Origin of the sequence: Formosa algae, from assembly GCF_001439665.1 — a bacterium.
Classification (GTDB): Bacteria; Bacteroidota; Bacteroidia; order Flavobacteriales; family Flavobacteriaceae; genus Formosa; species Formosa algae.
Genome location: NZ_LMAK01000034.1, coordinates 25,048 through 47,665, shown reverse-complemented (window position 1 = coordinate 47,665; position 22,618 = coordinate 25,048). Strand labels below are relative to the sequence as shown.

The window sequence follows — 22,618 nt, the reverse complement described above, 5'->3', positions numbered from 1 at the left end:
AATAGAGTGATAAATATAGTAAAACTGAGCTTAAAAGCCTTCAAATACGCCTAAACCAAAGAGTGCAAAGTCGTATTTTACAGGATCTTTTTTATCAAATTTTCGTAAAGCGCCATCTAATTCCGTTAAAGCTTTACCGTCGTTTTGTTTTCTGTTTAGTAAACCTAATTTTCGTGCTACATTTCCTGAATGTACATCTAATGGGCAAGACAGTTGTGAGGGCGATAATTTGTCCCAAATACCAAAATCTACACCCGTATTATCGTTTCTTACCATCCACCTTAAATACATGTTGATGCGTTTTGCGGCCGAATTTTTATTAGGATCGCTAATGTGTTTTTGAGTACGTTGTAAATGTTCATTTTCAAAAAACACCTGTTTAAATTGATGAATAGCAGGTTGCAAAGAATCTGTAACAGCATGTGTTGTAAAAAGAGCCTCTAAACCATTATGTTGGGTGTAAATATGTTTCAGACTGACGATAAACTGTGCTAAATCATCACCATTAAAAGTTCTATGTACAAATGATTTTAAAGTTTCTAAATCTTTTTCTGAATGATTCATTACAAAATCATAAGGAGCTTGATCTAGTAATGCCATCATATGTGTAGCATTTTTAATGATACTCTTTCTATTACCCCAAGAGATTGTAGCCGTTAAAAATCCGGATATTTCAATGTCTTCTTTTAATGTAAAGGTATGCGGAATTTGAATTGGATCACTCTCATTAAATTTAGGGTTATTGTATTCAATTACCTTAGCGTCTAAGAAGTCTTTTAATTCGTTTTTTGTCATTATTCAGGAAGGAAAAATATGGCTGGAATAATTAATATACCATTATAAATTGCATGAAATAGCATGGAATAGCCTAGTCCATATTGCAGTCTTATCACACCTAAAAATAGGCCAATTATAATTTGTGGCGCCACAAGAATTGGAGATAATAGTAATACATTTCTAGTGATTTCAAAATTAGTGATATGTACAAATCCAAAAGCTAGAGTAAAAAAGTAAAATACGTATATATAATGCTTCGTTTTGAATAGTGTTAGCGGACCTCTAAAAAACAATTCTTCTAAAATAGGAGCGAGGACTACACCTAACAAGACGACAACGTAATACGGATAATCTTCAAATAATTGTGCAGAAGCATGATCGTCAAAATTAACAAGGCCAAAGGCTTCAATAATTGAAAATAAAATGGTAAAACCAATATTTAAAACAAAAGCGACAATTAAAGCCGTAACAAAAACATTAATTTTTGAGTATCCCTCAAATAAAGTTTTGTCTTCCTTTAATTCGGGGTGTTTAATAAACTTCAGGTACTGTTTTAAAATGGCACCATAAGTTTCTATTTTAGATTGTAATATTTCCATCTACCATAACTAATTTTCTGTCGGCCAAGTTGGCTAATTCTTCATTGTGCGTAACTATAACAAATGTTTGTCCGAATTGCTCGCGTAGTTTAAAAAATAAACTGTGTAATTGTTCTGCAGACTCACTATCTAAATTTCCAGAAGGCTCGTCGGCAAAAATTAAACTTGGATTATTTATTAACGCACGAGCAACAGCAACACGCTGTTGTTCTCCTCCAGAAAGCTCGTTAGGTTTGTGGTGGTAACGATGCGATAATCCTAAAAAATCTAGTAATTCTTTGGCACGAGGCTCTGCTTCGCCTGGTTTTACACCTTTTATGTAAGCGGGAATACAGACATTTTCTAATGCCGTAAATTCGGGTAATAATTGATGAAATTGAAAAATAAACCCAATATGTTCGTTTCTAAATTTGGCTAATCCTTTTTCTTTTAAACTTTGGATATCTATGCCATTAATTACGAGCTCGGAATTTTCTTTTTTTGAAGGCGCATCTAAAGTCCCTAATATTTGGAGTAAGGTGGTTTTTCCTGCTCCAGAAGCTCCTACTATAGATACGATTTCTCCTTTTTTAATATGAAGATTTACACCTTTTAAAACATGAAAATCGTCGTAATATTTATGAATGTTTTTTGCTTGAATCATGCATTGCTATTAAGATGAACAAAGTAATACTTTAATAGTGATCTCACAAAATTAAATAGATTTTGATTCAAAAGAGATTGTAAATAAAAGTATAATTGGTTAATAGTGTTCGAAACTCAAGCCGAATAGTTAGTAACGTGATCTCTTATAAGATTCTTTCTATAAAATAAAACCATGTTATCAACCATTTATGTATTGTGATAATTTGGAACTTAAATGTATTAGCAATAGTGTGAATGGTGCGAAGGATAAATTAAAATCGATATCTTTGCAAACATAACAAAACAGACGACTTATGTCTTACAAGCATTACGAAGAATACAATATTGAAATTACCGATGAGATTAAATCTCAATACAAACACATTATAGATAATATAGGAGAAGATGTAACGCGAGAAGGCTTACAAAAAACACCAGAACGCGCGTCTAAAGCCATGCAATTTTTAACACAAGGCTATGATTTAGATGCAGCCGAAATTTTAAAAGGCGCAATGTTTGAAGAGTCTTATAATGAAATGGTTATTGTTAAGAATATTGAATTGTACTCGCTTTGTGAGCACCATATGTTGCCTTTTTTTGGAAAAGCTCATATTGCTTATATCCCTAACGGACATATTGTTGGATTAAGTAAATTACCACGAATTGTAGATGTTTTTGCAAGACGATTACAAGTTCAGGAACGATTAACAAAACAAATTTTAGATTGTATAAACGATACACTTAAACCGCAAGGTGTGGCTGTAGTGATTGAAGCTAGCCATATGTGTATGATGATGCGTGGCGTACAAAAACAAAATTCGGTAACCACAACTTCGGGTTTTAGAGGGCAGTTTGAAAAGATTGAAACCAGAAACGAATTTTTAAAATTGATAAGTCAAGATTTATCTTAATATAATTTTGGTATGTTTCTTGCAATGAGTATATTATATAATCTTAAAATAGTAATATGCCAAAAACCAAAAATTATAAAAAACTAGCCTTATGTGTCCTTTTAGATGCCGTGGGGTATATTAGTTTTGTTGTGCCAGGAATAGGAGAATTCTCAGATATTATTTGGGCACCAGCCTCAGCTTATATTATGACAAAACTCTACAAAGGTCAGCAAGGTAAAATAGCTGCTGGGATTTCATTTTTAGAAGAAGCCATGCCTGGATTAGATATTATACCAACATTCACATTAATGTGGTTCTATACATATGTTTTCAGTACTAATTCATCTGAAAACAAACAATTAAAATCAAAAAAGTCTCTTATTTAAGAGACTTTTTTTTATACCACTTGGTGGTATTTATATATTATAATAATTTATAGGTGTTAATCTACAAAGCGCTTTAATCCAAAACGGCGTAACATTTTCTTTTCAAACTTCCAGAAAAATTCAAACTGACCGAAGAGCCAGCCAAAGAACACTAAAAGAATCTGGTAAAAAATTATACCCACAAGAATATATAATGTCCAATATAAAAACGGACTTAAATTATCTTTAGTAATCCCAAGCCATTTAATAATTGGGCGTCCCACAAATAGGGAAGAAGATCCTGTAACAGCAAATACCATAAACACACGAATCATTTCCCATCGATGTTCTAAAACCCATTTATCTTCTAATTTTTTAAATAGAAACATAAAGAATTTTAAAAGTAAAAACGCAAAGATTGCAGTAGATAAAATAAGCAGGATACTGTTTTGTGTGCCTATTATTGCACGGCCTATTTTAAAGGCGCTATAAATAAGTATTAGAAATCCTAAAACTGGAAATAAGAATTGCCAATTTTTAGTAATCTCCCAATGTTGTTTAAATTTTTCCATAAATATTTACAGCTGCAAATATATATTAATTTCTAGGAACAAAACCAGACAATTTTTGATTGTATTTTAATTGAAAATAGACAAAGTAGTTATACATTTTATAATTCACCTCGTAACCATAATCTATATTTGGCCTATAGTCTATAGATAACTCGTATAAATTAGGGTCATAACGTTGCGGATTGGAAACTCTAATATTCCATTCTGTTACTAAAATGTAATTTCTAGATTCTAAATATTGTTGGGAGTAATAGCCTTCTGGTTTTGCAGTACTATTAAGCCAAGCATTAAAACCAGGTTCTATAATTATAATTTCATATTCTAAACTATCATTTTCTATACGTATGGTGTCGTTTTCAGTTACATTAACCGCTTTGTTGGTACCAGAAGTCTTCAAATTTGTTTTACCAGCATTGCAACCAATACAACATAAAGTAATAAGAAGGATGTAAAATATAGTTTTCATATAAGAAATAAGTCTATACTCAATATACAATATTTAGTTCGTTTAAAAAAAATAGAGTGGTTATAAAAAAACCAAGCTCTAAGGCTTGGTTTATATTTTGTTGTAAAGTTATAGGGAGATTATTTTAAAAAACCACCTAACACATCTCCAATACCACCAGAGCTAGATTTAGAACCTTTAGAGTCTAAAAACATACCAGCAACATCATCAACAATACTACCATCGCCATCTGCGTCTAGAATACTTGTAAGGAAATTTTGTTCGCCTTCAGCAGAGTTTCCTTGAAATAAACCACCTAGCATTCCGCTTAAATCAGAAGTGCTCGATACATTATTTTCTCGTTGTTGTTTTCCTAAATAACTCATTAAAATAGGAGTTGCCATTTTTAAAATCTGAGATACAGAACTTGCATCTATTCCTGTCTTTTGGCTTAAAGCTAATTCTACATTTTGTTGTTTACTTCCTAAAACATGGTTTAAAATATTCTTACCATCTTCAACTTCTGCTTCATCTACACCGCCATTAAAGAAGCCGTCTAAATTATTTAAAATACTTCCGTCGTGTTTACTTCCGCTAAGAGCGTTTAATAACCCTTCTGCACCTTCTGGAGAAGCTTGTGCGTTTTTTGTCATTGCTTGCGTTAATAAAGGTAACGCCATTGTAAGTAAATCACTTGTTTTACTTGAGTCTTGTCCTGATTGGTTTGCAAGTCCGCTTACAACGCTTTTTCCTAAGTCACTATTTAATAAATCTAAAATACCAGACATGTTTTTTGTTTAAAATTAATATTTCAAGGTACAAAAAAATGAAATATGTATTATAAACCTACTCAAATAATATTAAAGTTGTAAAAATTTATTTTAAAAGTGAATTAAAGATTAGCAACTACGACACCTAAAATGTATTATAAAAGTCCTATTTTTGAACAAGATTTAGTTTTTATATATGAAAATAATTTCAATGATTCCTGCACGTTATAGTGCGTCTCGATTTCCGGGAAAATTAATGCAAGATTTAGGTGGTAAAACAGTTATACGCCGTACGTATGAAGCGACTGTAGCAACCAAATTATTCGACGATGTTATAGTGGTAACAGATAGCGATATTATTTACAATGAGATTGTAAATAATGGAGGTAAAGCCATGATGAGTATTAAGGAACATGAATGTGGAAGTGATAGAATTGCAGAAGCAGTAGCTTCTTTAGATGTCGATATTGTTGTTAATGTTCAAGGAGACGAACCCTTTACAGATGTAGAATCTTTAGGAAAATTAATAGACGTATTTAAAGATGATGATGAGAAACAGATCGATTTGGCATCATTAATGGTACACATTACCGAAGCAGACGAAATTAATAATCCGAATACAGTAAAAGTTATAGTCGATAATTTCAACTTTGCACTGTATTTTTCTAGAAGTCCAATCCCATATCCTCGGGATACTAATATAGCTGTAAAATATTATAAACACAAAGGAGTTTATGCGTTTAGAAAAGATGCCATATTAGATTTTTATACGTTACCAATGAAACCATTGGAAGCTTCAGAAAAAATAGAATGCATTCGTTATTTGGAATACGGAAAACGAATAAAAATGGTTGAAACAGATGTACAAGGTGTAGAAATAGACACCCCAGAAGATCTAGAACGTGCTAAGAAATTATGGAAATAGATTACAGTAACATAAAAGTTATAGGTTTTGATGCCGATGATACACTTTGGGTTAATGAAACCTATTTTAGAGATGCCGAAGAAGCATTTGGTAAACTCTTATCTCAATTTGAAACTAAAAATAAAATAGATCAGGAGTTGTTTAAAATGGAACTTCAAAACCTTCCTATTTACGGATATGGTATTAAAGGTTTTGTATTGTCTATGGTTGAAATGGCTTTAGAATTATCTAATAATACCGTCTCTAATGCCACAATACAGTCCATTTTAGAGATTGGTAAAGAGATGATTAATAAACCTGTAGAATTATTAGATGGTGTAGAAAAGGTTTTAAAAACACTTTCAGAACAATACCGTTTAATTGTAATTACTAAAGGCGATTTATTAGATCAGGAACGCAAATTAAAACAATCAGGATTGTTAGATTACTTTCATCATATAGAAGTGGTAAGCGATAAAAAAGAAGAAAACTATTCTAATTTATTGAATCATTTAAAAATCAATCCAGCAGAATTTTTAATGGTAGGGAATTCTTTAAAATCAGATGTTCTTCCATTAATACACATAAACGCACAAGCTATTCATGTACCATTCCATACCACATGGGTGCATGAACAAGTCACAGAACAAGATAAAAATGGCAAAACCTACAAAACAATTCAGGCATTAACAGATTTGTTAGAGGTTTTAAAATAAGTTATAACATACGTTATTCAAGACAGAATGAATTTTAAGAATTTTCCGATGGTGTCTAAAGTTGTATTTGGACGAGGTAGTTTTAATCAATTAGAAGAAATTTTACTGCTTAAACGCTTAAATGTAAATGCTCCATTTATATTTTTAGTCGATGAAGTCTTTCAAGGCAATGAAAAATTAACATCAAGAATACCATTAGCTTACGAAGACGAAATTATATTTATTTCGGCAGCAGAAGAACCTAAAACTTCTCAAGTTGATGCTTTAGTTGAACATATTATATTAAAATTTAAAGACAGACCTTCGGGTATTATTGGTATTGGTGGCGGTACACTTTTAGATTTAGCAAAAGCGGTATCCATCATGTTAACTAACGAAGGGGAAACAAGTGCTTATCAAGGATGGGATTTAGTTAAAAGTCCTGCAATATATCATGTTGGTATTCCAACGATATCTGGAACTGGAGCAGAAGTGTCTAGAACAACTGTACTTACTGGTCCAGAAAAAAAGCTTGGAATAAATTCAGATTATACGCCTTTCGATCAGGTGCTTTTAGATCCAGAATTAATTCAAGATGTACCAACACAGCAATGGTTTTACACGGGAATGGATTGTTATATTCATTGTATAGAATCTTTAACTGGTACCTATCTAAACGCGTTTAGCCAAAGCTATGGAGAGAAAGCCTTAGAGTTGTGTAAAGAGATTTTCTTAAGCGATACTATTGATAAAAAAGAAGCCGAAGATAAATTAATGATGGCGTCTTGGCACGGTGGTATGAGTATTGCTTATTCACAAGTAGGTGTAGCACATGCCATGAGTTATGGTTTGTCTTATTTATTAGGGACAAAACATGGTCTTGGTAATTGTATTGTTTTCGATCATTTAGAGGAGTTCTATCCTGAAGGTGTAGCTCTTTTTAAAGCGATGAAGGCTAAACATAATATAGAATTGCCACAAGGACTTTGTAAAGATTTAAGCGATAAAGAATTTAATACTATGATTGATGTTGCTCTAGGCATGGTACCGCTTTGGGAAAATGCGTTGGGAAATAATTGGAACAAAACCATAACAAGAGAAAAGTTACGTAGCATGTACGAATTAATGTAATTTTTTTTGAATTAGACATAATATGATGACATCGCTATATAAGTTTATTTATTATAAACTGATGAAATGGAAGGTTATAGGTGACTTTCCAGCCGATTTAAAGAAGTATATGATTATTGCTGTGCCACATACCAGTTGGCACGACTTCTACATTGGTTTATTACTAAGAAGAATAAAGCATACTCCTATTAATTTTATAGGAAAAAAAGAATTATTTAAAGGTGTTTTAGGGTGGTATCTTAAACAAGTTGGAGGTGTTGAATTAGATAGAACTCCAGGACAGAATAAAGTGCAATCTATTGCTAAAATGTTTGAAACGCATGATGAGCTTCGGCTAAGTTTAGCGCCAGAAGGCACACGAAAAAAAGTAACCGAATGGAAGTCTGGGTTTTATTATATTGCTAAAGAAGCAAATGTACCTATAGTGATGGTAACTTTTGATTTTGGTAAAAAACAGAATGTTATATCAGAACCATTTTATCCAACAGATGATATGGAAGCCGATTTTAAATTTATGCATGCCTTTTTTAAAGATGTGGTGGGGAAAGTTCCAGAATACAGTTTCCAAAAGGATTAATGCGACACAAACTTGAGTCCGATAATAGATAAAATTAAGGTCGATATAAAGAATATACGCCAAAAATCTGCGGGTTCTTTAAAGATAAAAATTCCCACTAAAACGGTTCCAACGGCACCTATTCCAGTCCACACCGCATAGGCTGTTCCTATAGGTAATGTGTCTGTTGCTTTTACTAAAAGCACCATACTACAGGTTAAGCAAATTAAAAAACCAATATACCAATATGTCGCTATTTGGCCTTCAGCATATTTTGCTTTACCTAAACAGGCAGCAAAACCAACTTCAAATAGGCCCGCAATAATTAGTAGTATCCAATTCAATTTTTAAACAGTTTATTTATATCAATTAATAATATTAAGCACGATCTTCTTTACTGGCAAGAATAATGTTGTAAATGTTATCCCAAAGAATTTTACGATGTTTTAAAGCTTCTTTGGCTACTCCTAAAACGTCTTCCCATTTTTCGGAATCATCGCCACATAATTCGGTTAGCATTTTATAAGATAACGCACGCTGATCTTCTTGCTTTAAAAACAAATATCTGTTTAATAAATAAGACAGTTTAGTACACGGTGTTTTATCGGTTTCTAAGTTACTTATTACATTTAATACTTTTTCAGAGATAATATCTTCTCTACCAAAAATAAAGACAGATGCCATTAAATGTGGTTTTTCTGTTTTGATGATATTGAATGTAAACTCGATAAAATCTTTTATAAACTCAGGAATATATACCAAGTTTGCCGCTTTAGACACCTCAATATTATTTTCTATAAGTTCTACAAAAGTGGTTATTAATGTGGTGTTTGCTCCAATTTGTACCATACAATCTACGTACATTTCAAAATGGCTCTTAATCTCTCCCAATTCATTAACATCACTTTCTTCTGAAGCAACAATTTCATTTATAAACTTAAAAATCTCAGGATTCTTATTCGGAACCCATGGTAATTTATAGGTGGTAAATTGTAATTGTAAGGTTTTAAGCAACGACATAAAATCCCAAGTGGTGTATACGTGGTTCTCCATAAAGAGCTTTACATCTTCTGTTGTCTTAAGTATATTATATAGTTTATGGTGACGAAGATCGTGTTGTAATAGCGATAATTCTGATTCTATACGCTTGATATAAGGCATATGGTAGTTAGATAAATGAATAATTTTTTAGGAAGTCAAATTTACAAAACCGTTCTCACTTATTTATGTCTTTAAATCCTTAATTCGATAGGAGTATAGATATTAGAGATAAAGTGAATAAAAAAGAGGACCTAAAGTCCTCTTTTCTAGTATAATTTTGAGAGGGTTATTCCTCTTCTTCAGAAGACTCTTGCATGGTGTGGTACACGTTTTGCACATCGTCATCTTCTTCAATTTTTTCTAATAATTTCTCTACATCTGCAGCTTCTTCAGCAGATAGTTCTTTGGTAACTTGAGGAATACGTTCAAAACCTGAAGATAATATTTCTATACCTCTAGATTCTAATTCAGATTGAATGGCTCCAAAGCTTTCAAAAGGGGCGTAAATTAAAATACCGTCATCGTCTGCAAAAACTTCTTCTGCTCCAAAATCGATTAATTCTAATTCTAATTCTTCAGGATCTAAACCTTCGCCTGCAATTCTAAAATTACATGTATGGTCGAACATAAAAACCACAGAACCTGATGTTCCTAAACTACCATCGCATTTATTAAAATAACTACGTACGTTTGCAACAGTACGTGTATTATTATCTGTAGCGGTTTCAACTAAAATAGCAATACCATGAGGGGCGTAACCTTCAAAAATAACTTCTTTATAGTCACCTAAACTTTTGTCGCTAGCGCGTTTAATGGCACGTTCTACATTGTCTTTAGGCATGTTAACGGCCTTAGCATTCTGTATTACGGCTCTTAACCTAGAGTTGCTATCGGGATCAGGACCACCTTCTTTTACAGCCATTACAATGTCTTTACCAATACGAGTAAAAGCTTTACTCATGGCAGACCAACGTTTCATTTTGCGTGCTTTACGAAATTCAAAAGCTCTTCCCATGTCTTATGTGTATTTTAATTTTTTATAAAGTTGGCTGCAAATTTATAAAAAATTATGCCAACTGTGTTATGTTTAATCTTCTTCTGGTTCTACAATAGCTTCAATCGCTTCAGCCAATTTAAAATCTTTATCTGTAACTCCTTTTTCGCTATGTGTTGTTAGTGTAATGGTAAGTACATTGTACACATTTGTCCATTCTGGATGATGATTTAAGGCTTCACAATCGAAAGCGATTCTGCTCATGGCACTAAAGCAATCTTTAAAGTTATCAAATTCAAATTCGGCATGTAATGCATCTTCATAATATTCCCATTCTGGAAATTGTAATAAACGTTTTTCAATATCGTGTTCTGATAATTTGCTCATAATTAATTTCTTTTTTTGTGCTATTAAAAATAGTGATTTTTAAACTTAAAATCAATTACACTTCTAATTCTGTTAAGATTTGTTTACTAACAATGCGTAAGTGTTTGGGTAATAGATTTTCTTTTGGTAAAACGGCTAAATATCTATCACTATTCGTAGTATATACTTGCTTAAAAACAGGGTTGTAAAGGCCTATAGATGAAATGATTTCTGCTGTAAACTCGTCATGATGGACTAAATCTGTACTGCCTAAATGAAAAATCCCATATTTATTTCTATTAATTAAATAATGAATTTGCTGTGTGATTTTAGAATCTGTAGTAACATTCATTATTAAATTAGGAAAAACTTCTATGGGGGTTTTATCGTGTAAATGTTGTTTTATTTCTTTTATTCGGGGAGATTGAGTTCCAAAAACCATAGGTAGTCTTAGTATAGCGACTTGCTTTTTAGGTAAGCGCATCAGCATGTTTTCAATTTTTATTTTGAAATGCCCATAAATACTGTGACTTAAAGTTTTATCTAATTCGTAACTCGGAAACTGACTATAAGCATCGAATACATTTGCTGATGATATAAAAAAGAGTCTAGCATCTGTGGCTATAATATATTCTGCCAAATGATTATGAGCAATAACTTGAGCTGAAAAATCGCCGCGTAAAGCTGAAATTATGATGGTAGGACGAATAGCTTCCAGAATCTCAAAGACATCATCTTCTTCAACGTTATATTGAAAAAATTGATGATTCTCTTCAAATTCTCGTCGTGCAGTGTTATAAGTACCAAACGTATTAAAATAGGAGCAAAGCTCTTTATAAATGGCATTGCCAATAAAGCCGCTTGCTCCTAAAATTAAGATTCTATGTTTACTTCTTTGCTCCTTCATGCTATCTGCTTCCTAAGAAGTTTTGTACGCTTTTATCCTTTGTAGAATGGTAATTTTACTACAGTTGCTGGAATTGCTTTTTTACGAATTTGAATATGTATTTTACCGTCTACCGCAGCAAAATCTTTAGGCACGTAACCCAAACCAATACCAATTCCTAAAGAAGGAGACATGGTACCAGAGGTAACAACGCCTATTTTTTGTCCGTCTGCATCTACAATATCATAACCGTGACGTGGAATACCACGCTCGTCTAAAGTAAAAGCAACTAATTTATTTGTTAAGCCGTTTGTTTTTTCTGCTTGTAAGGCTTCAGAGTTTGTAAATGTTTTTGTGAATTTTGTAACCCATCCTAAACCAGCTTCTAATGGAGAGGTTGTATCATCTATATCGTTACCATATAAACAATATCCCATTTCTAAACGTAAAGTATCTCTTGCAGCTAAGCCAATTGGTTTTGCACCAGCTTCTACAACTTTATCCCAGATTTGTTTAGCCTCACTATTTTTACAGTAAATTTCAAATCCGCCACTTCCTGTATAACCAGTTGCCGAGATAATAACATTTTCTATACCTGCAAAATCTCCAACTTCAAAATTGTAAAATTTAATAGCCGAGAGGTCATGACTAGTAAGTGGTTGCATAGCTTCTATTGCTTTTGGACCTTGAATGGCAAGCAAAGAATAGTCTTCACTTAAATCGCGCATAATGGCACCTACATCATTTTTAGAGGTTATCCAATTCCAATCCTTTTCAATATTACTTGCATTAACAACTAATAAATAGGTCTCTTCCTTGATTTTGTAAATAATTAAATCATCTACAACACCACCATTATCGTTTGGTAAATAGCTGTATTGTGCTTTCCCAATAGTTAGTTTTGTAGCATCGTTACTACTTACTTTCTGAATAAGCGCTAAGGCATTTGGACCTTCAATTAAGAATTCTCCCATATGACTTACATCAAACACACCAACAGCTTGTCTTACTGTTTCGTGTTCTATATTTACACCATCGTATTGCACAGGCATATTGTAACCTGCAAAAGGAACCATTTTAGCACCAAGGGCTTCATGAGTTGTTGTTAAAGCTGTATTTTTCATTTAGATTGTATTGAATATGGCGCAAAAATAGAGAATTTAATCTGTTTACAAGGAACTGCTGTTTATAAAATAAGGTTAAATAGAAGTCGGATATACCTTAAAGAAGCACCTAAATTGTATGGTTTGGTAATTATGGTTTATTAACGGCTAGTTTTTAAAACTACAAAAGGCCATAAATATAATTTTATGACCTTTTTGTAATTTAAAATAGGGTAAGCTTAACGATTTAATAGATATGTTTTTAAGTCATTATATGTACTAATTTTTATAGATTTTTTCTTTTTATCCATGACGGCTAAAATTTGAGCAGGTAACTCTATATTTTCTTTGATTACTTCGCCTACAACATCTAAAAATTTAGTTGGATGTGCTGTTTCTAAACATACACAATGTGCTTCTGGATGCGATTCTACATAGTTTTTAGCTCCTAAATACCCAACAGCACCATGCGGATCTGCAACATAACTATAGTCGTTATAAATTTCTTTCATCGCGACTTTCGTTTCTTCATCTGTGAAACTGTAAGACGATAAATTTTCTTTTAGTAAACTGAAATCATTTTTATAGATTTCTTGAATTCTAACAAAGTTACTTGGATTACCTACATCCATAGCGTTAGAAATGGTTTGTATTGATGGTTTTACATCGTAATGTTCAGATTCAAGATATCTTGTAACTACGTTGTTTTCGTTGTTAGATGCGATATAGTGTGTAATAGGTAAACCAAGTTGTTGAGCCATCATACCAGCACAAACATTTCCGAAGTTTCCGCTAGGAATAGAAAACACAAGGTTATCGTATTTGTTATGAAGCTGTTTATAAGCAAACATAAAATAGAACAATTGAGGTAACCAACGCGCAACGTTAATAGAATTAGCAGAAGTTAACTTCATGTGATCTGTTAATTCGGCATCTAAAAAGGCTTGTTTTACCATATCCTGACAATCGTCGAACGTGCCATTAACTTCTAAAGCAGTAATGTTCTTTTTTAGTGTAGTTAATTGTTTTTCTTGAATATCGCTCACTTTTCCGCTCGGGTAAAGAATAACGACTTTTACACCTTCAACACCTAAAAAACCATTAGCAACTGCACCTCCGGTATCACCTGAAGTGGCAACTAAAACAGTAACATCTTGTTTAGCGTCTTTAGAAAAATGTCCTAAACAACGTGCCATAAAACGTGCACCAACATCTTTAAAAGCCATAGTTGGACCATGGAAAAGCTCTAAAAACGATATGTTTTTATTTAGTTCTACTATAGGGAAATCGAAGGATAACGTTTCTTCAACAATAGTTTTTAATTCATCTTCTGGAATTTCTGGAGACACAAATTGTTTGATGGCTTCAAAAGCAATTTCAGCATGTGATAAATTATCAATATTCTTAAAAAAATCTTCAGACAGAGGAGTTATCTTTTCTGGGAAATATAAACCTCGGTCTGGTGCAAGCCCTCTGATTACAGCATCTTTAAATGTAGTATCCGGAGCTTCTTTGTTTAAACTAAAAAAATTCATAGCGTTTGTTTTTGTCTTAGTTATGTTAGTTATTCAATATTTTCATGCCTTCTGCATTGATTTTAGATACATAAGTATCGAATTCAATGTCACTATTTGCATAGACTTTACGTATAGCTTGTTCTACAGATTTAGCCGTATTAATACCTTCACATAGTGAAAATATAGATGGGCCAGAACCTGAGATTCCACTGCCTAATGCGCCAGCTGTTTTGGCTGCTGCTTTAACATCTTGATACAATGGTATAAGCTTGCTACGGTGTGGTTCTACAATAGCATCGTGTAAAGAGCGTTCTATTAATCCGTAATTATTGGTATGTAATCCATGAATAAGACTCCCTACATTAGCCCATTGTAAAATGGCATCTTTTAAAGCCACATCTTTAGGTAAGATAGCACGCGCTTCTGAAGTTTTAATTTCTATTTGCGGATGAATAATCGTGGCGTATAAATTATTAGGGGTTGGGATTTCTAAAATCTCTAATGGTGATACACTTTTAACCAAAGTAAAACCTCCAAATAGGGCAGGAGCAATATTATCTGCATGCTCGCTTTGGCTAGCTAGGGCTTCACCTTTCATAGCAAAGTACGATAGCTCTGTATTATTGTAAGGGTTTCCTAATAATACGTTCATCCCGAAAACACTACCGGCGGCGCTAGCAGAACTACTTCCCACACCGCTTCCTGGTTTAATGTTTTTATAAATTTCTATTTCGAAACCAAAATCTGGTTTAGCATCTGCATACATGGCTAATGCAGAAACACCTGCAACGTTTTTTTCGGCTTCGTATGGTAAATCATAACCTTCTATTTTAGTGATGTAAATGCCTTTTTTATCGGTCTTACGTATCACCATTTCATCACCTACACTGTCTAAGCAAAAGCCTAATACATCGAATCCGCAAGAGACGTTTGCAACAGTAGCAGGAGAAAATATTCTTATTTCGTTCATAAGTTCTAAAGCGACAACTTTATAGAAATCTTAAATAAAATTGTCTTTATAAGATTATAATTAGTTGTTTCCTATACGTATGATGTCTGCAAATAAACCAGAAGCTGTAACTTCTGCTCCAGCACCAGCACCTTTAATAATCATAGGTTGTTCTGGGTAGCGTTGTGTGTAAAACATCACAATGTTATCTTTTCCTTCTAAGTTGTAGAATGGATGCCCTTCTGGAATTTCTTTTAATCCAACTTTAGCTTCACCGTTATTAAATTCGGCTACATATTTTAACTGACTGTTATTCGCTTTTGCTGAAGCATATAGTTTTTGATAATGTGCTTCGTCTGCTATTAAAGTCTCGTAGAAATCGGCTACCGTATCACTTTTCACACCAGCTTCAGATAAAAATGATGTATTTTCAATATCTTCTAAATCCATTTCAGTACCGCTTTCACGAGCAAGAATTAAGATTTTTCTAGCAACATCTACACCGCTTAAATCAATACGTGGATCTGGTTCTGTATAGCCTTCTGCTGCAGCTTGCTTAACCACATCGTAAAACTTAGTAGTATCGTTAAAGTTGTTAAATACAAAGTTTAAACTTCCCGATAATACAGCTTGAATAGAGGTTACTTTATCTCCAGAAGCAATAAGGTTGTTAAGTGTATCTATAACAGGTAAACCTGCTCCAACATTAGTTTCAAATAAATACGGCGCATTGTATTTAAACGATAATTGTTTTAATTCTTTATATTTTTCTAGCTTGCTTGAACATGCTATTTTGTTACAAGCAACCACAGCAATACTTTGCTTTAAATACATCGCGTATAAATCGGCAACATCTTTATTAGCAGTAACATCTACAAAGACACTGTTACGTAAGTTTAATTGTTTAACAGACTCGTAAAAGCCTTCTAAAGTTGCATCTTTACCTTCTGCTAACTGTTCTTTCCAATTTTTTAATGATAAACCATCGGTATCGAATATCATTTTTCTTGAATTAGATAGTCCAGCAACACGAAGATTAATTTTAAGGTTTTCCTTTAAATATTTACGTTGTTGTTTAATTTGTTCTACTAAACGCTCTCCTACATTTCCAACACCTGTAATAAATACATTTAGTTGCTTAATGTTTCCTTCAAAGAACACTTCGTGTAAAATATTCAACGCTTTTTTAACGTCGTTTTGAGAGATGATAGCAGAAATATTACGTTCTGAAGCACCTTGAGCAATGGCTCTAATATTAATGTTGTTTTTACCTAGAGCACTAAACATTTTACCGCTAATCCCTTGGTGACTCTTCATGCTATCACCAATAAGTGCAATAATAGATAAGTTACTTTCAACTAAAATAGGATCGATTTTCTTTAAAGAAATTTCATTTTCAAATTCAGCATCAATAGCCGATTTTGCCGATATAGCATCTTTATCATCAATACCAAAACAAATAGAATGTTCTGAAGAGGCTTGCGTGATTAAAATCACGTTAATTTTTTCTTGAGCTAAGGTTTGGAATAATCGTCTAGAGAATCCTGGAATTCCTACCATTCCGTTACCTTGAAGCGTTAATAACGCCACATTACTGATATTAGTTATCCCTTTTGCAGCGTTGTTTACATTACTACCATCTTTAGAGATAATGGTACCTACAGCATCAGGTTCTAAAGTGTTCTTTATATGAATTGGAATTTGTAAACTCAATACCGGTTGTACGGTTGGCGGATAAAGCACTTTAGCACCAAAATGAGATAATTCCATAGCCTCTTGATACGATAATTTATTTATCGGAAGCGCTTGTTTTACCATTTTAGGATTAGCAGTGTACATACCACTAACATCTGTCCAGATTTCTAATTGATCTACTTCTAAAGCTGCGGCAACAATTGCAGCAGTAAAATCTGATCCACCACGACCTAAAGTTGTAATTTCACCGGTTACCGATTTAGAAATAAACCCAGGAAGTATCGTAATGTCGAACGTGCTAGTTTTAAAATACTCTTGAATATTAGCATTAGTCACTTTATAGTTTACTTCCGCCTTAGTAAAGTTAGAGTTTGTGGTTATTAACTCCTGACTGTTTTTACGTTCTGCATTAGCACCTTTACTTTTCAAGGTTTCACCTATAATATAAGACGACAATAACTCGCCAAAACTAACGAGTTTGTCAGATGTTTTAGGAGATAATTCATTAATTAAGAAAATACCGTCTAAAAGATTTTTTAAGGCATCTAATTTGGTGTTTACATACTCAATAACAGCTTCATTGTTATTAGGAATTAATTCCTTAATAATTGAGATATGGATTTCTTTTATATTTGTAAAAGCCTCGGCATATGCACTGTTTTTAGATTGTGCTAATTGCCCAGCTTCAAGTAATTTATCTGTAATTCCACCTACAGCAGAAACCACACAAATTACTTTGTCTGTTTGAGCATATTTGGTTAAGATGGATACAACGTTAGTTATGTTTTTTGAGGACCCTACAGATGTTCCTCCGAATTTTAATACTTTCATTTTAAAGTAGATTGTATAAATTTAATAGCTTATTATTATGTTGATATCGTAATGTGACATTACAATTTCTGTGGACGGAAGATATATAATTAATTACCCCAAGGGGTAATAATGTTTGTAAAAGAAGCAATAATAATAGCAATGCTACCAACGCTTGTTGGTCTTGAAATAAAACGAATTGTATGTTCTGTATTTTGCATTTTTTACTACTAAACTTATCAAATGTATTACTTTTACTGTTATAAAAAAATGTATTTTACGTTTTTACAGATTATTTACTGTTATGCTTAAATCGTTTATTTAAAAGCAATTTAAATCTATTTAACTGAATAATCTCTAATGAATTTTTTTTAAAAAATAGCAATGAAAATTTTTTCAAAAGAACAAATCTATGAAGGTGATAGATTAACTATAAAAAAACAAAATATAAGTTCAGCCGATTTAATGGAACGTGCTGGAATGAGCTTATTCAATTGGTTAGATTTACGACTAAAAGGGGCTCCTGTGCCTATTCTTGTTTTTTGTGGGATTGGGAACAATGGAGGCGATGGTTTGGTGTTGGCTAGACATTTGGTAACACATGGCTATAATGTAAAAACATTTGTTGTAGATTTTAGCGATACCCGTTCACAAGATTTTTTACATAATTACGAGCGTCTTAAAGAAACAACTAAAGATTGGCCTGTTAGTATTCATGATGAAAGTGATTTTCCAGAAATTACCAATAAGGATATTATTATAGATGCCATTTTTGGAGTAGGGTTAAACCGACCGGTTGCAGATTGGGTTATTAATTTGTTTAAGTATTTTAAACGAGCTGAAGCCTTAACGATATCCGTAGATATTCCTTCGGGTTTATTTACAGATCGTTCTCCAAAACAGGAAGGTGCTGTTGTAAAATCAAATTTTATTTTGAGTTTTCAAACACCTAAACTTGCATTTTTCTTACCAGGAACGTCTAAGTACATAGAACAATGGGAAGCTTTAGATATTGGAATAGACCAGGAGTATATGCAAAATACAGAAACGGTTGCTCATATTTTAGGAAAACTCGACGTGTTACCTATGTATAAGCAACGGGATAAATTTTCTCATAAAGGTACTTTTGGTCACGGTTTAATTATTGGCGGAAGTTATGGAAAAATAGGAGCCGTCCAATTGGCGAGTCGTGCTGTATTAGCAGCAGGAGCAGGCTTGGTTACAGCTTATGTGCCCACTTGCGGATATGTGCCTTTGCAATCTGCTTTCCCTGAAGCTATGGTGATTACAGATGCAGATGATAAGCACATTTCAGCAATTAATTTTGAGATTACACCAACGGTAATTGGTTTAGGTGTTGGTATAGGTACAGATAAAAAAACGGGAGATGCTCTAGAAGCTTTTTTAAAGACCAATACGACACCATTGGTTCTTGATGCTGATGGATTAAACATAATTTCTAAAAATAAAAACTTGTTAGTCCATTTGCCTGCCGATACAATTTTAACACCGCATCCTAAAGAATTGGAACGTTTAATAGGTGTGTGGGAAGACGACTTTGATAAGTTGGAGAAAACGAAAGCTTTTGCTGAAAAATATAAGATTCTCGTGCTTATTAAGGGAGCAAACTCTATTGCTGTGTATCAAAATAAACTGTATATAAATTCTACAGGTAATCCCGGCTTAGCCACAGGAGGTACAGGCGATGTTTTAACAGGAGTAATTACAGGCTTATTGGCTCAAGGATATTCGGCTTTAGAAGCGACTTGTTTTGGAATGTATTTACATGGTAAATCTGCTGATTTGGCTGTCGAAACAAAAGGCTATCAGAGTTTAATAGCTTCAGATGTCATTACGTATTTGGCTGATGCTTATTTAGATCTGTTTGCACAACCAGCACCTGTTGCAGAGCAACCAACACAAGCATAAATAAAAAAATCCCTTGATGTTTAGTATCAAGGGATTTTTAATATCATTTATAAAAGGATTTATGATAACGATCCAATCATGTCTTCTGGTTTAACCCATTCGTCATATTCTTCAGCAGTCACATAGCCTAAGTTTACCGCTTCTTCTTTAAGCGTGGTCCCATTTTTATGAGCAGTATTCGCTATTTCAGCAGACTTATAATATCCGATTTTAGTATTTAAAGCAGTAACAAGCATTAACGAATTGTTTAATAATTCATTAATTTTTGAATGATTTGGTTCAATACCAGCAGCACAATGAATATCAAAACTTACACAAGCGTCACCTAATAATTGTGCCGATTGTAAGAAGTTTAAAGCCATAATTGGTTTAAACACATTAAGTTCATAATGTCCTTGTGTTCCTGCTACAGAAATAGCAACATCGTTACCAATTACTTGAGCGCAAACCATAGTTAAGGCTTCACATTGAGTAGGATTAACTTTTCCAGGCATAATAGAACTTCCTGGTTCGTTAGCAGGAATAATAATTTCTCCAATTCCACTACGTGGTCCAGAAGCCATCATTCTAACATCGTTGGCTATCTTATTTAAAGAAACTGCTAATTGCTTAAGTGCACCGTGAGATTCAACAATTGCATCGTGAGCTGCTAAAGCTTCAAATTTATTTTCAGCTGTAATAAAAGGAAGTCCTGTAAATTCTGCTATAAATTTAGCCACACTAACAGAATATCCTTTAGGTGTATTTAACCCTGTTCCTACGGCTGTTCCACCTAAAGCCAACTCGCTTAAGTGAGGTAAGGTATTTTTTAATGCTTTTAAGCCATGATCTAATTGAGAAGTATAACCAGAGAACTCTTGTCCTAAAGTTAAAGGCGTGGCGTCCATTAAGTGGGTACGTCCAATTTTTACTACGTTTTTAAACTCTTCAGATTTTTTCTTTAGTGTATCACGTAGTTGGGTAACTCCAGGAATGGTGTTTTTTATAATTTTTTCGTAGGCAGCAATGTGCATACCTGTAGGAAACGTATCGTTAGACGATTGCGATTTGTTTACATCATCGTTAGGCTGAATGGTTTTTTCGCCTTCTCCAATCACTTTACCAGCTATTTGGTGCGCTCTGTTAGCAATAACTTCGTTAGCATTCATATTGCTCTGTGTTCCAGAACCTGTTTGCCAAACCACTAAAGGAAACTGATCGTCGTGTTTTCCTTCTAAAATTTCATCACAAACTTGTGCAATTAAATCGCGTTTTTCTATTGAAAGTACACCTAATTCATGATTAGAGTAGGCTGCAGCTTTCTTTAAATATGCAAATCCATAAACGATTTCTATTGGCATTGATGCAGGTGCACCAATTTTAAAATTATTACGAGAACGTTCTGTTTGTGCACCCCAAAGTTTATCTGCAGGCACTTTAACTTCGCCCATGGTGTCTTTTTCTATCCGATAGTCCATTTTTAAATATAGTTTTATGAGTAACAAATTTAACGATTTTGATCTTTATTTTAAATGCTTAAGTCGTATATTTTTTATCACTAAAATTTAAGATAATCTTAAGACTAGGAAGTTGATAATTTATTAAATACCTATTAATTTAGTAGGCATTAAATAATCAATAAATTAAAAATATTATGTCAACAATAAGATTAGGAGACGAAGCTCCAAATTTCACAGCAAAATCAACAGAAGGAGAAATTAATTTTCACGAATGGTTAGGCGATAGTTGGGGAATATTATTTTCTCATCCAGCAGATTATACACCAGTTTGTACTACAGAGTTAGGTACAGTAGCAAAATATAAAGATGAATTTGATAAACGTAACGTTAAAGTGGTGGCTTTAAGTGTAGACGGATTAGATTCTCATAAAGGTTGGGTGTTGGATATTAATGAGACTCAAAATACAACCGTTAATTTTCCAATTATTGCAGATGAAGATCATAAAGTATCAGAATTGTATGATATGATTCACCCAAATGCCAATAATAAATTAACAGTGCGTTCTGTGTTTGTAGTAGATCCGGATAAAAAAGTGAAATTAATTATTACATATCCAGCATCTACCGGACGTAATTTTGATGAACTTTTACGTGTTATCGATTCTCTTCAGTTAACGGCTTACCATAAAGTGGCGACGCCAGCGAATTGGAAAAGCGGAGACGATTGTGTAGTATCGCCTAGTATAGAATCTAAAGACATTCCAGATATTTTCCCAAAAGGATATACCGAAATTAAACCGTATTTAAGAATGACACCGCAACCAGATTCAAAATAATTTAAAAATCTTTTAATAAAATATTAATTACCTATTGTTTAAAAAAGGCATTTAATATATATTTGCGACAGTTATAATAAAGAAACACACCAATTATGTTCGAATTCGACCAATATTTAGGCTTTTTAGCATTTTTAACCATCTTAACCATAGGGTTTTGGTTGTTAACATTTTTATTAACGTTTGTAGTTCCTTATTGGATTGGTGGTGCTTTATTAGAACGTTTAAAAGAACTTAAAGAAGAAAAGAAAGCGAAAAGAGAAGCGCTTTAATTTTCTATTATATATCATATACAAAAAAAGGAAGCTAAATTTTAGCTTCCTTTTTTTATGGTGTTTATGTTCTTAATTATTTAAACATATCCATACCAGGAATATCAGGCATACCGTCTTTTGCTACAGCAGCTAATTCAGCTTCATTTATAGCCGTCGCTTTTTCAATAGCTTTGTTTAATGTTAAAATTAAATAATCTTCAAGTTGCTCTTTATCTTCCAGTAATGAATCATCAACAATAATAGATTTTATTTCTCTATTCGCTGTCAAAGTAATTTTTAGTTTACCATCATTACTTTGCTCGTCAACTAAAACGGTATTTAATCGCTTCTTAGTGTCTTCAACTTTTTGTTGGGTTTCTTTTAATTTCCCCATCATACCCATTAGGTCTCCAAACATATTTTTAATATTTTAAATTCAGTACAAAATTATTTAATTTTTATACATTT

General features: G+C 32.9%; 26 protein-coding genes. 9 read left to right on the top strand and 17 right to left on the bottom strand.

All coding sequences use genetic code 11. From position 1 onward, the window contains the following. Window positions 1–30 precede the first annotated feature (30 nt). The 3 genes from AST99_RS09940 to AST99_RS09930 are packed head-to-tail and all read right to left on the bottom strand — an operon-like array spanning window position 31 to window position 2,019. Window positions 31–795 carry a TIGR02757 family protein gene (locus AST99_RS09940; RefSeq protein WP_057781687.1) on the bottom strand — a complete coding sequence of 255 codons (765 nt, stop codon included), beginning with the start codon at window positions 793–795 and terminating at the stop codon, window positions 31–33. Further along, window positions 795–1,376 carry a CPBP family intramembrane glutamic endopeptidase gene (locus tag AST99_RS09935; protein ID WP_057781686.1) on the bottom strand — a complete coding sequence of 194 codons (582 nt, stop codon included), beginning with the start codon at window positions 1,374–1,376 and terminating at the stop codon, window positions 795–797. Before AST99_RS09935 ends, AST99_RS09940 begins: the two co-directional genes overlap by 1 nt. Further along, window positions 1,357–2,019, bottom strand: a complete 663-nt coding sequence (locus AST99_RS09930; protein WP_057781685.1) for an ABC transporter ATP-binding protein — start codon at window positions 2,017–2,019, stop codon at window positions 1,357–1,359. The genes AST99_RS09935 and AST99_RS09930 overlap by 20 nt, the downstream gene beginning before the upstream one ends. Before the next feature lie 295 nt (window positions 2,020–2,314). Here AST99_RS09930 and folE point away from each other — a divergent pair, with 295 nt between their 5' ends. Together folE and AST99_RS09920 are read left to right on the top strand one after the other, a co-directional pair. Next, window positions 2,315–2,911, top strand: coding sequence for a GTP cyclohydrolase I FolE (folE, locus tag AST99_RS09925; protein ID WP_057781684.1), 597 nt, complete (start codon window positions 2,315–2,317; stop codon window positions 2,909–2,911). A gap of 56 nt (window positions 2,912–2,967) precedes the next feature. Continuing rightward, a complete protein-coding gene (locus tag AST99_RS09920; RefSeq protein WP_057781683.1) occupies window positions 2,968–3,279 on the top strand; it encodes a hypothetical protein in 312 nt (103 codons plus the stop codon). Between the two features lie 56 nt (window positions 3,280–3,335). Here the strand turns inward: AST99_RS09920 and AST99_RS09915 are convergent, their stop codons facing one another. From AST99_RS09915 to AST99_RS09905, 3 genes are all read right to left on the bottom strand, one after another. Next, window positions 3,336–3,830, bottom strand: a complete 495-nt coding sequence (locus AST99_RS09915) for a DUF6787 family protein (protein WP_057781682.1) — start codon at window positions 3,828–3,830, stop codon at window positions 3,336–3,338. A gap of 25 nt (window positions 3,831–3,855) precedes the next feature. After that, a complete protein-coding gene (locus AST99_RS09910; RefSeq protein WP_057781681.1) occupies window positions 3,856–4,296 on the bottom strand; it encodes a DUF6146 family protein in 441 nt (146 codons plus the stop codon). A gap of 119 nt (window positions 4,297–4,415) precedes the next feature. Continuing rightward, complete coding sequence (locus AST99_RS09905; RefSeq protein ID WP_057781680.1) at window positions 4,416–5,063, bottom strand: DUF937 domain-containing protein; 648 nt, start codon at window positions 5,061–5,063, stop codon at window positions 4,416–4,418. A gap of 178 nt (window positions 5,064–5,241) precedes the next feature. Between AST99_RS09905 and kdsB the strand changes: the two genes are divergently transcribed. Genes kdsB through AST99_RS09885 form a run of 4 tightly spaced genes read left to right on the top strand, consistent with a single transcriptional unit; the run spans window position 5,242 to window position 8,352 of the window. After that, entirely contained in the window at window positions 5,242–5,970 is a 729-nt protein-coding gene (gene kdsB / locus AST99_RS09900) for a 3-deoxy-manno-octulosonate cytidylyltransferase (RefSeq protein ID WP_057781679.1), read from the top strand. Then, a complete protein-coding gene (locus AST99_RS09895) occupies window positions 5,961–6,665 on the top strand; it encodes an HAD family hydrolase (protein ID WP_057781678.1) in 705 nt (234 codons plus the stop codon). Before kdsB ends, AST99_RS09895 begins: the two co-directional genes overlap by 10 nt. A 27-nt stretch (window positions 6,666–6,692) precedes the next feature. Then, window positions 6,693–7,775 (top strand): iron-containing alcohol dehydrogenase family protein, encoded by a 1,083-nt coding sequence (locus AST99_RS09890; protein ID WP_057781677.1) that lies wholly within the window; start codon window positions 6,693–6,695, stop codon window positions 7,773–7,775. A gap of 25 nt (window positions 7,776–7,800) precedes the next feature. After that, the gene (locus AST99_RS09885; protein WP_057781676.1) at window positions 7,801–8,352 is read left to right on the top strand and encodes a 1-acyl-sn-glycerol-3-phosphate acyltransferase; all 552 of its coding nucleotides are present in this window, start codon (window positions 7,801–7,803) and stop codon (window positions 8,350–8,352) included. Here the strand turns inward: AST99_RS09885 and AST99_RS09880 are convergent. The 9 genes from AST99_RS09880 to thrA all read right to left on the bottom strand — a co-directional run bounded on the left by AST99_RS09880 (window position 8,349) and on the right by thrA (window position 17,713). After that, a complete protein-coding gene (locus tag AST99_RS09880; protein ID WP_057781675.1) occupies window positions 8,349–8,675 on the bottom strand; it encodes a DMT family transporter in 327 nt (108 codons plus the stop codon). The genes AST99_RS09885 and AST99_RS09880 overlap by 4 nt on opposite strands. Window positions 8,676–8,709: 34 nt before the next feature. After that, a complete protein-coding gene (locus AST99_RS09875) occupies window positions 8,710–9,492 on the bottom strand; it encodes a DUF3050 domain-containing protein (RefSeq protein ID WP_057781674.1) in 783 nt (260 codons plus the stop codon). 166 nt (window positions 9,493–9,658) lie between these two features. Continuing rightward, entirely contained in the window at window positions 9,659–10,387 is a 729-nt protein-coding gene (locus tag AST99_RS09870; protein WP_057781673.1) for a YebC/PmpR family DNA-binding transcriptional regulator, read from the bottom strand. Window positions 10,388–10,459: 72 nt separating this feature from the next. Further along, window positions 10,460–10,753: a 4a-hydroxytetrahydrobiopterin dehydratase gene (locus AST99_RS09865; protein WP_057781672.1), complete on the bottom strand. Its 294-nt coding sequence runs from the start codon at window positions 10,751–10,753 to the stop codon at window positions 10,460–10,462. Between the two features lie 55 nt (window positions 10,754–10,808). Further along, window positions 10,809–11,639, bottom strand: coding sequence for a sugar nucleotide-binding protein (locus AST99_RS09860; protein ID WP_057781671.1), 831 nt, complete (start codon window positions 11,637–11,639; stop codon window positions 10,809–10,811). Between the two features lie 32 nt (window positions 11,640–11,671). Then, window positions 11,672–12,742 carry a glycine cleavage system aminomethyltransferase GcvT gene (gene gcvT, locus AST99_RS09855; RefSeq protein WP_057781670.1) on the bottom strand — a complete coding sequence of 357 codons (1,071 nt, stop codon included), beginning with the start codon at window positions 12,740–12,742 and terminating at the stop codon, window positions 11,672–11,674. Window positions 12,743–12,960: 218 nt separating this feature from the next. After that, window positions 12,961–14,256, bottom strand: a complete 1,296-nt coding sequence (gene thrC, locus AST99_RS09850; RefSeq protein WP_057781669.1) for a threonine synthase — start codon at window positions 14,254–14,256, stop codon at window positions 12,961–12,963. A 25-nt stretch (window positions 14,257–14,281) separates the two neighbouring features. Further along, the gene (locus tag AST99_RS09845; RefSeq protein ID WP_057781668.1) at window positions 14,282–15,208 is read right to left on the bottom strand and encodes a homoserine kinase; all 927 of its coding nucleotides are present in this window, start codon (window positions 15,206–15,208) and stop codon (window positions 14,282–14,284) included. Window positions 15,209–15,268: 60 nt separating this feature from the next. After that, window positions 15,269–17,713 carry a bifunctional aspartate kinase/homoserine dehydrogenase I gene (gene thrA / locus AST99_RS09840; protein WP_057781667.1) on the bottom strand — a complete coding sequence of 815 codons (2,445 nt, stop codon included), beginning with the start codon at window positions 17,711–17,713 and terminating at the stop codon, window positions 15,269–15,271. A gap of 363 nt (window positions 17,714–18,076) precedes the next feature. Here thrA and AST99_RS09835 point away from each other — a divergent pair, with 363 nt between their 5' ends. Beyond that, window positions 18,077–19,621 (top strand): bifunctional ADP-dependent NAD(P)H-hydrate dehydratase/NAD(P)H-hydrate epimerase, encoded by a 1,545-nt coding sequence (locus tag AST99_RS09835; protein WP_057781666.1) that lies wholly within the window; start codon window positions 18,077–18,079, stop codon window positions 19,619–19,621. A 59-nt stretch (window positions 19,622–19,680) separates the two neighbouring features. Here AST99_RS09835 and fumC read toward each other — a convergent pair whose 3' ends face one another. Further along, window positions 19,681–21,078, bottom strand: coding sequence for a class II fumarate hydratase (fumC, locus tag AST99_RS09830; RefSeq protein ID WP_057781665.1), 1,398 nt, complete (start codon window positions 21,076–21,078; stop codon window positions 19,681–19,683). 176 nt (window positions 21,079–21,254) lie between these two features. Here fumC and AST99_RS09825 point away from each other — a divergent pair, with 176 nt between their 5' ends. Then, window positions 21,255–21,896, top strand: a complete 642-nt coding sequence (locus AST99_RS09825; protein WP_057781664.1) for a peroxiredoxin — start codon at window positions 21,255–21,257, stop codon at window positions 21,894–21,896. Between the two features lie 95 nt (window positions 21,897–21,991). Next, window positions 21,992–22,168 (top strand): hypothetical protein, encoded by a 177-nt coding sequence (locus AST99_RS18745; RefSeq protein WP_172441728.1) that lies wholly within the window; start codon window positions 21,992–21,994, stop codon window positions 22,166–22,168. Between the two features lie 76 nt (window positions 22,169–22,244). Here AST99_RS18745 and AST99_RS09820 read toward each other — a convergent pair whose 3' ends face one another. Beyond that, window positions 22,245–22,568 carry a YbaB/EbfC family nucleoid-associated protein gene (locus tag AST99_RS09820; RefSeq protein WP_057781663.1) on the bottom strand — a complete coding sequence of 108 codons (324 nt, stop codon included), beginning with the start codon at window positions 22,566–22,568 and terminating at the stop codon, window positions 22,245–22,247. Window positions 22,569–22,618 lie beyond the last annotated feature (50 nt).

Bases quoted from the DNA above. Each gene is read 5' to 3' on its own strand.
- AST99_RS09910 (WP_057781681.1), bottom strand. From the start codon at position 4,296: ATGAAAACTATATTTTACATCCTTCTTATTACTTTATGTTGTATTGGT.
- gcvT (WP_057781670.1), bottom strand. From the start codon at position 12,742: ATGAAAAATACAGCTTTAACAACAACTCATGAAGCCCTTGGTGCTAAA.
- kdsB (WP_057781679.1), top strand. From the start codon at position 5,242: ATGAAAATAATTTCAATGATTCCTGCACGTTATAGTGCGTCTCGATTT.
- AST99_RS09875 (WP_057781674.1), bottom strand. From the start codon at position 9,492: ATGCCTTATATCAAGCGTATAGAATCAGAATTATCGCTATTACAACAC.
- AST99_RS09860 (WP_057781671.1), bottom strand. From the start codon at position 11,639: ATGAAGGAGCAAAGAAGTAAACATAGAATCTTAATTTTAGGAGCAAGC.
- AST99_RS09895 (WP_057781678.1), top strand. From the start codon at position 5,961: ATGGAAATAGATTACAGTAACATAAAAGTTATAGGTTTTGATGCCGAT.
- AST99_RS09885 (WP_057781676.1), top strand. From the start codon at position 7,801: ATGACATCGCTATATAAGTTTATTTATTATAAACTGATGAAATGGAAG.
- AST99_RS09915 (WP_057781682.1), bottom strand. From the start codon at position 3,830: ATGGAAAAATTTAAACAACATTGGGAGATTACTAAAAATTGGCAATTC.
- AST99_RS09930 (WP_057781685.1), bottom strand. From the start codon at position 2,019: ATGATTCAAGCAAAAAACATTCATAAATATTACGACGATTTTCATGTT.
- AST99_RS09835 (WP_057781666.1), top strand. From the start codon at position 18,077: ATGAAAATTTTTTCAAAAGAACAAATCTATGAAGGTGATAGATTAACT.
- AST99_RS18745 (WP_172441728.1), top strand. From the start codon at position 21,992: ATGTTCGAATTCGACCAATATTTAGGCTTTTTAGCATTTTTAACCATC.
- thrA (WP_057781667.1), bottom strand. From the start codon at position 17,713: ATGAAAGTATTAAAATTCGGAGGAACATCTGTAGGGTCCTCAAAAAAC.
- fumC (WP_057781665.1), bottom strand. From the start codon at position 21,078: ATGGACTATCGGATAGAAAAAGACACCATGGGCGAAGTTAAAGTGCCT.
- AST99_RS09935 (WP_057781686.1), bottom strand. From the start codon at position 1,376: ATGGAAATATTACAATCTAAAATAGAAACTTATGGTGCCATTTTAAAA.
- AST99_RS09845 (WP_057781668.1), bottom strand. From the start codon at position 15,208: ATGAACGAAATAAGAATATTTTCTCCTGCTACTGTTGCAAACGTCTCT.
- AST99_RS09825 (WP_057781664.1), top strand. From the start codon at position 21,255: ATGTCAACAATAAGATTAGGAGACGAAGCTCCAAATTTCACAGCAAAA.
- AST99_RS09870 (WP_057781673.1), bottom strand. From the start codon at position 10,387: ATGGGAAGAGCTTTTGAATTTCGTAAAGCACGCAAAATGAAACGTTGG.
- AST99_RS09865 (WP_057781672.1), bottom strand. From the start codon at position 10,753: ATGAGCAAATTATCAGAACACGATATTGAAAAACGTTTATTACAATTT.
- AST99_RS09920 (WP_057781683.1), top strand. From the start codon at position 2,968: ATGCCAAAAACCAAAAATTATAAAAAACTAGCCTTATGTGTCCTTTTA.
- AST99_RS09905 (WP_057781680.1), bottom strand. From the start codon at position 5,063: ATGTCTGGTATTTTAGATTTATTAAATAGTGACTTAGGAAAAAGCGTT.
- AST99_RS09890 (WP_057781677.1), top strand. From the start codon at position 6,693: ATGAATTTTAAGAATTTTCCGATGGTGTCTAAAGTTGTATTTGGACGA.
- AST99_RS09820 (WP_057781663.1), bottom strand. From the start codon at position 22,568: ATGTTTGGAGACCTAATGGGTATGATGGGGAAATTAAAAGAAACCCAA.
- folE (WP_057781684.1), top strand. From the start codon at position 2,315: ATGTCTTACAAGCATTACGAAGAATACAATATTGAAATTACCGATGAG.
- AST99_RS09940 (WP_057781687.1), bottom strand. From the start codon at position 795: ATGACAAAAAACGAATTAAAAGACTTCTTAGACGCTAAGGTAATTGAA.
- thrC (WP_057781669.1), bottom strand. From the start codon at position 14,256: ATGAATTTTTTTAGTTTAAACAAAGAAGCTCCGGATACTACATTTAAA.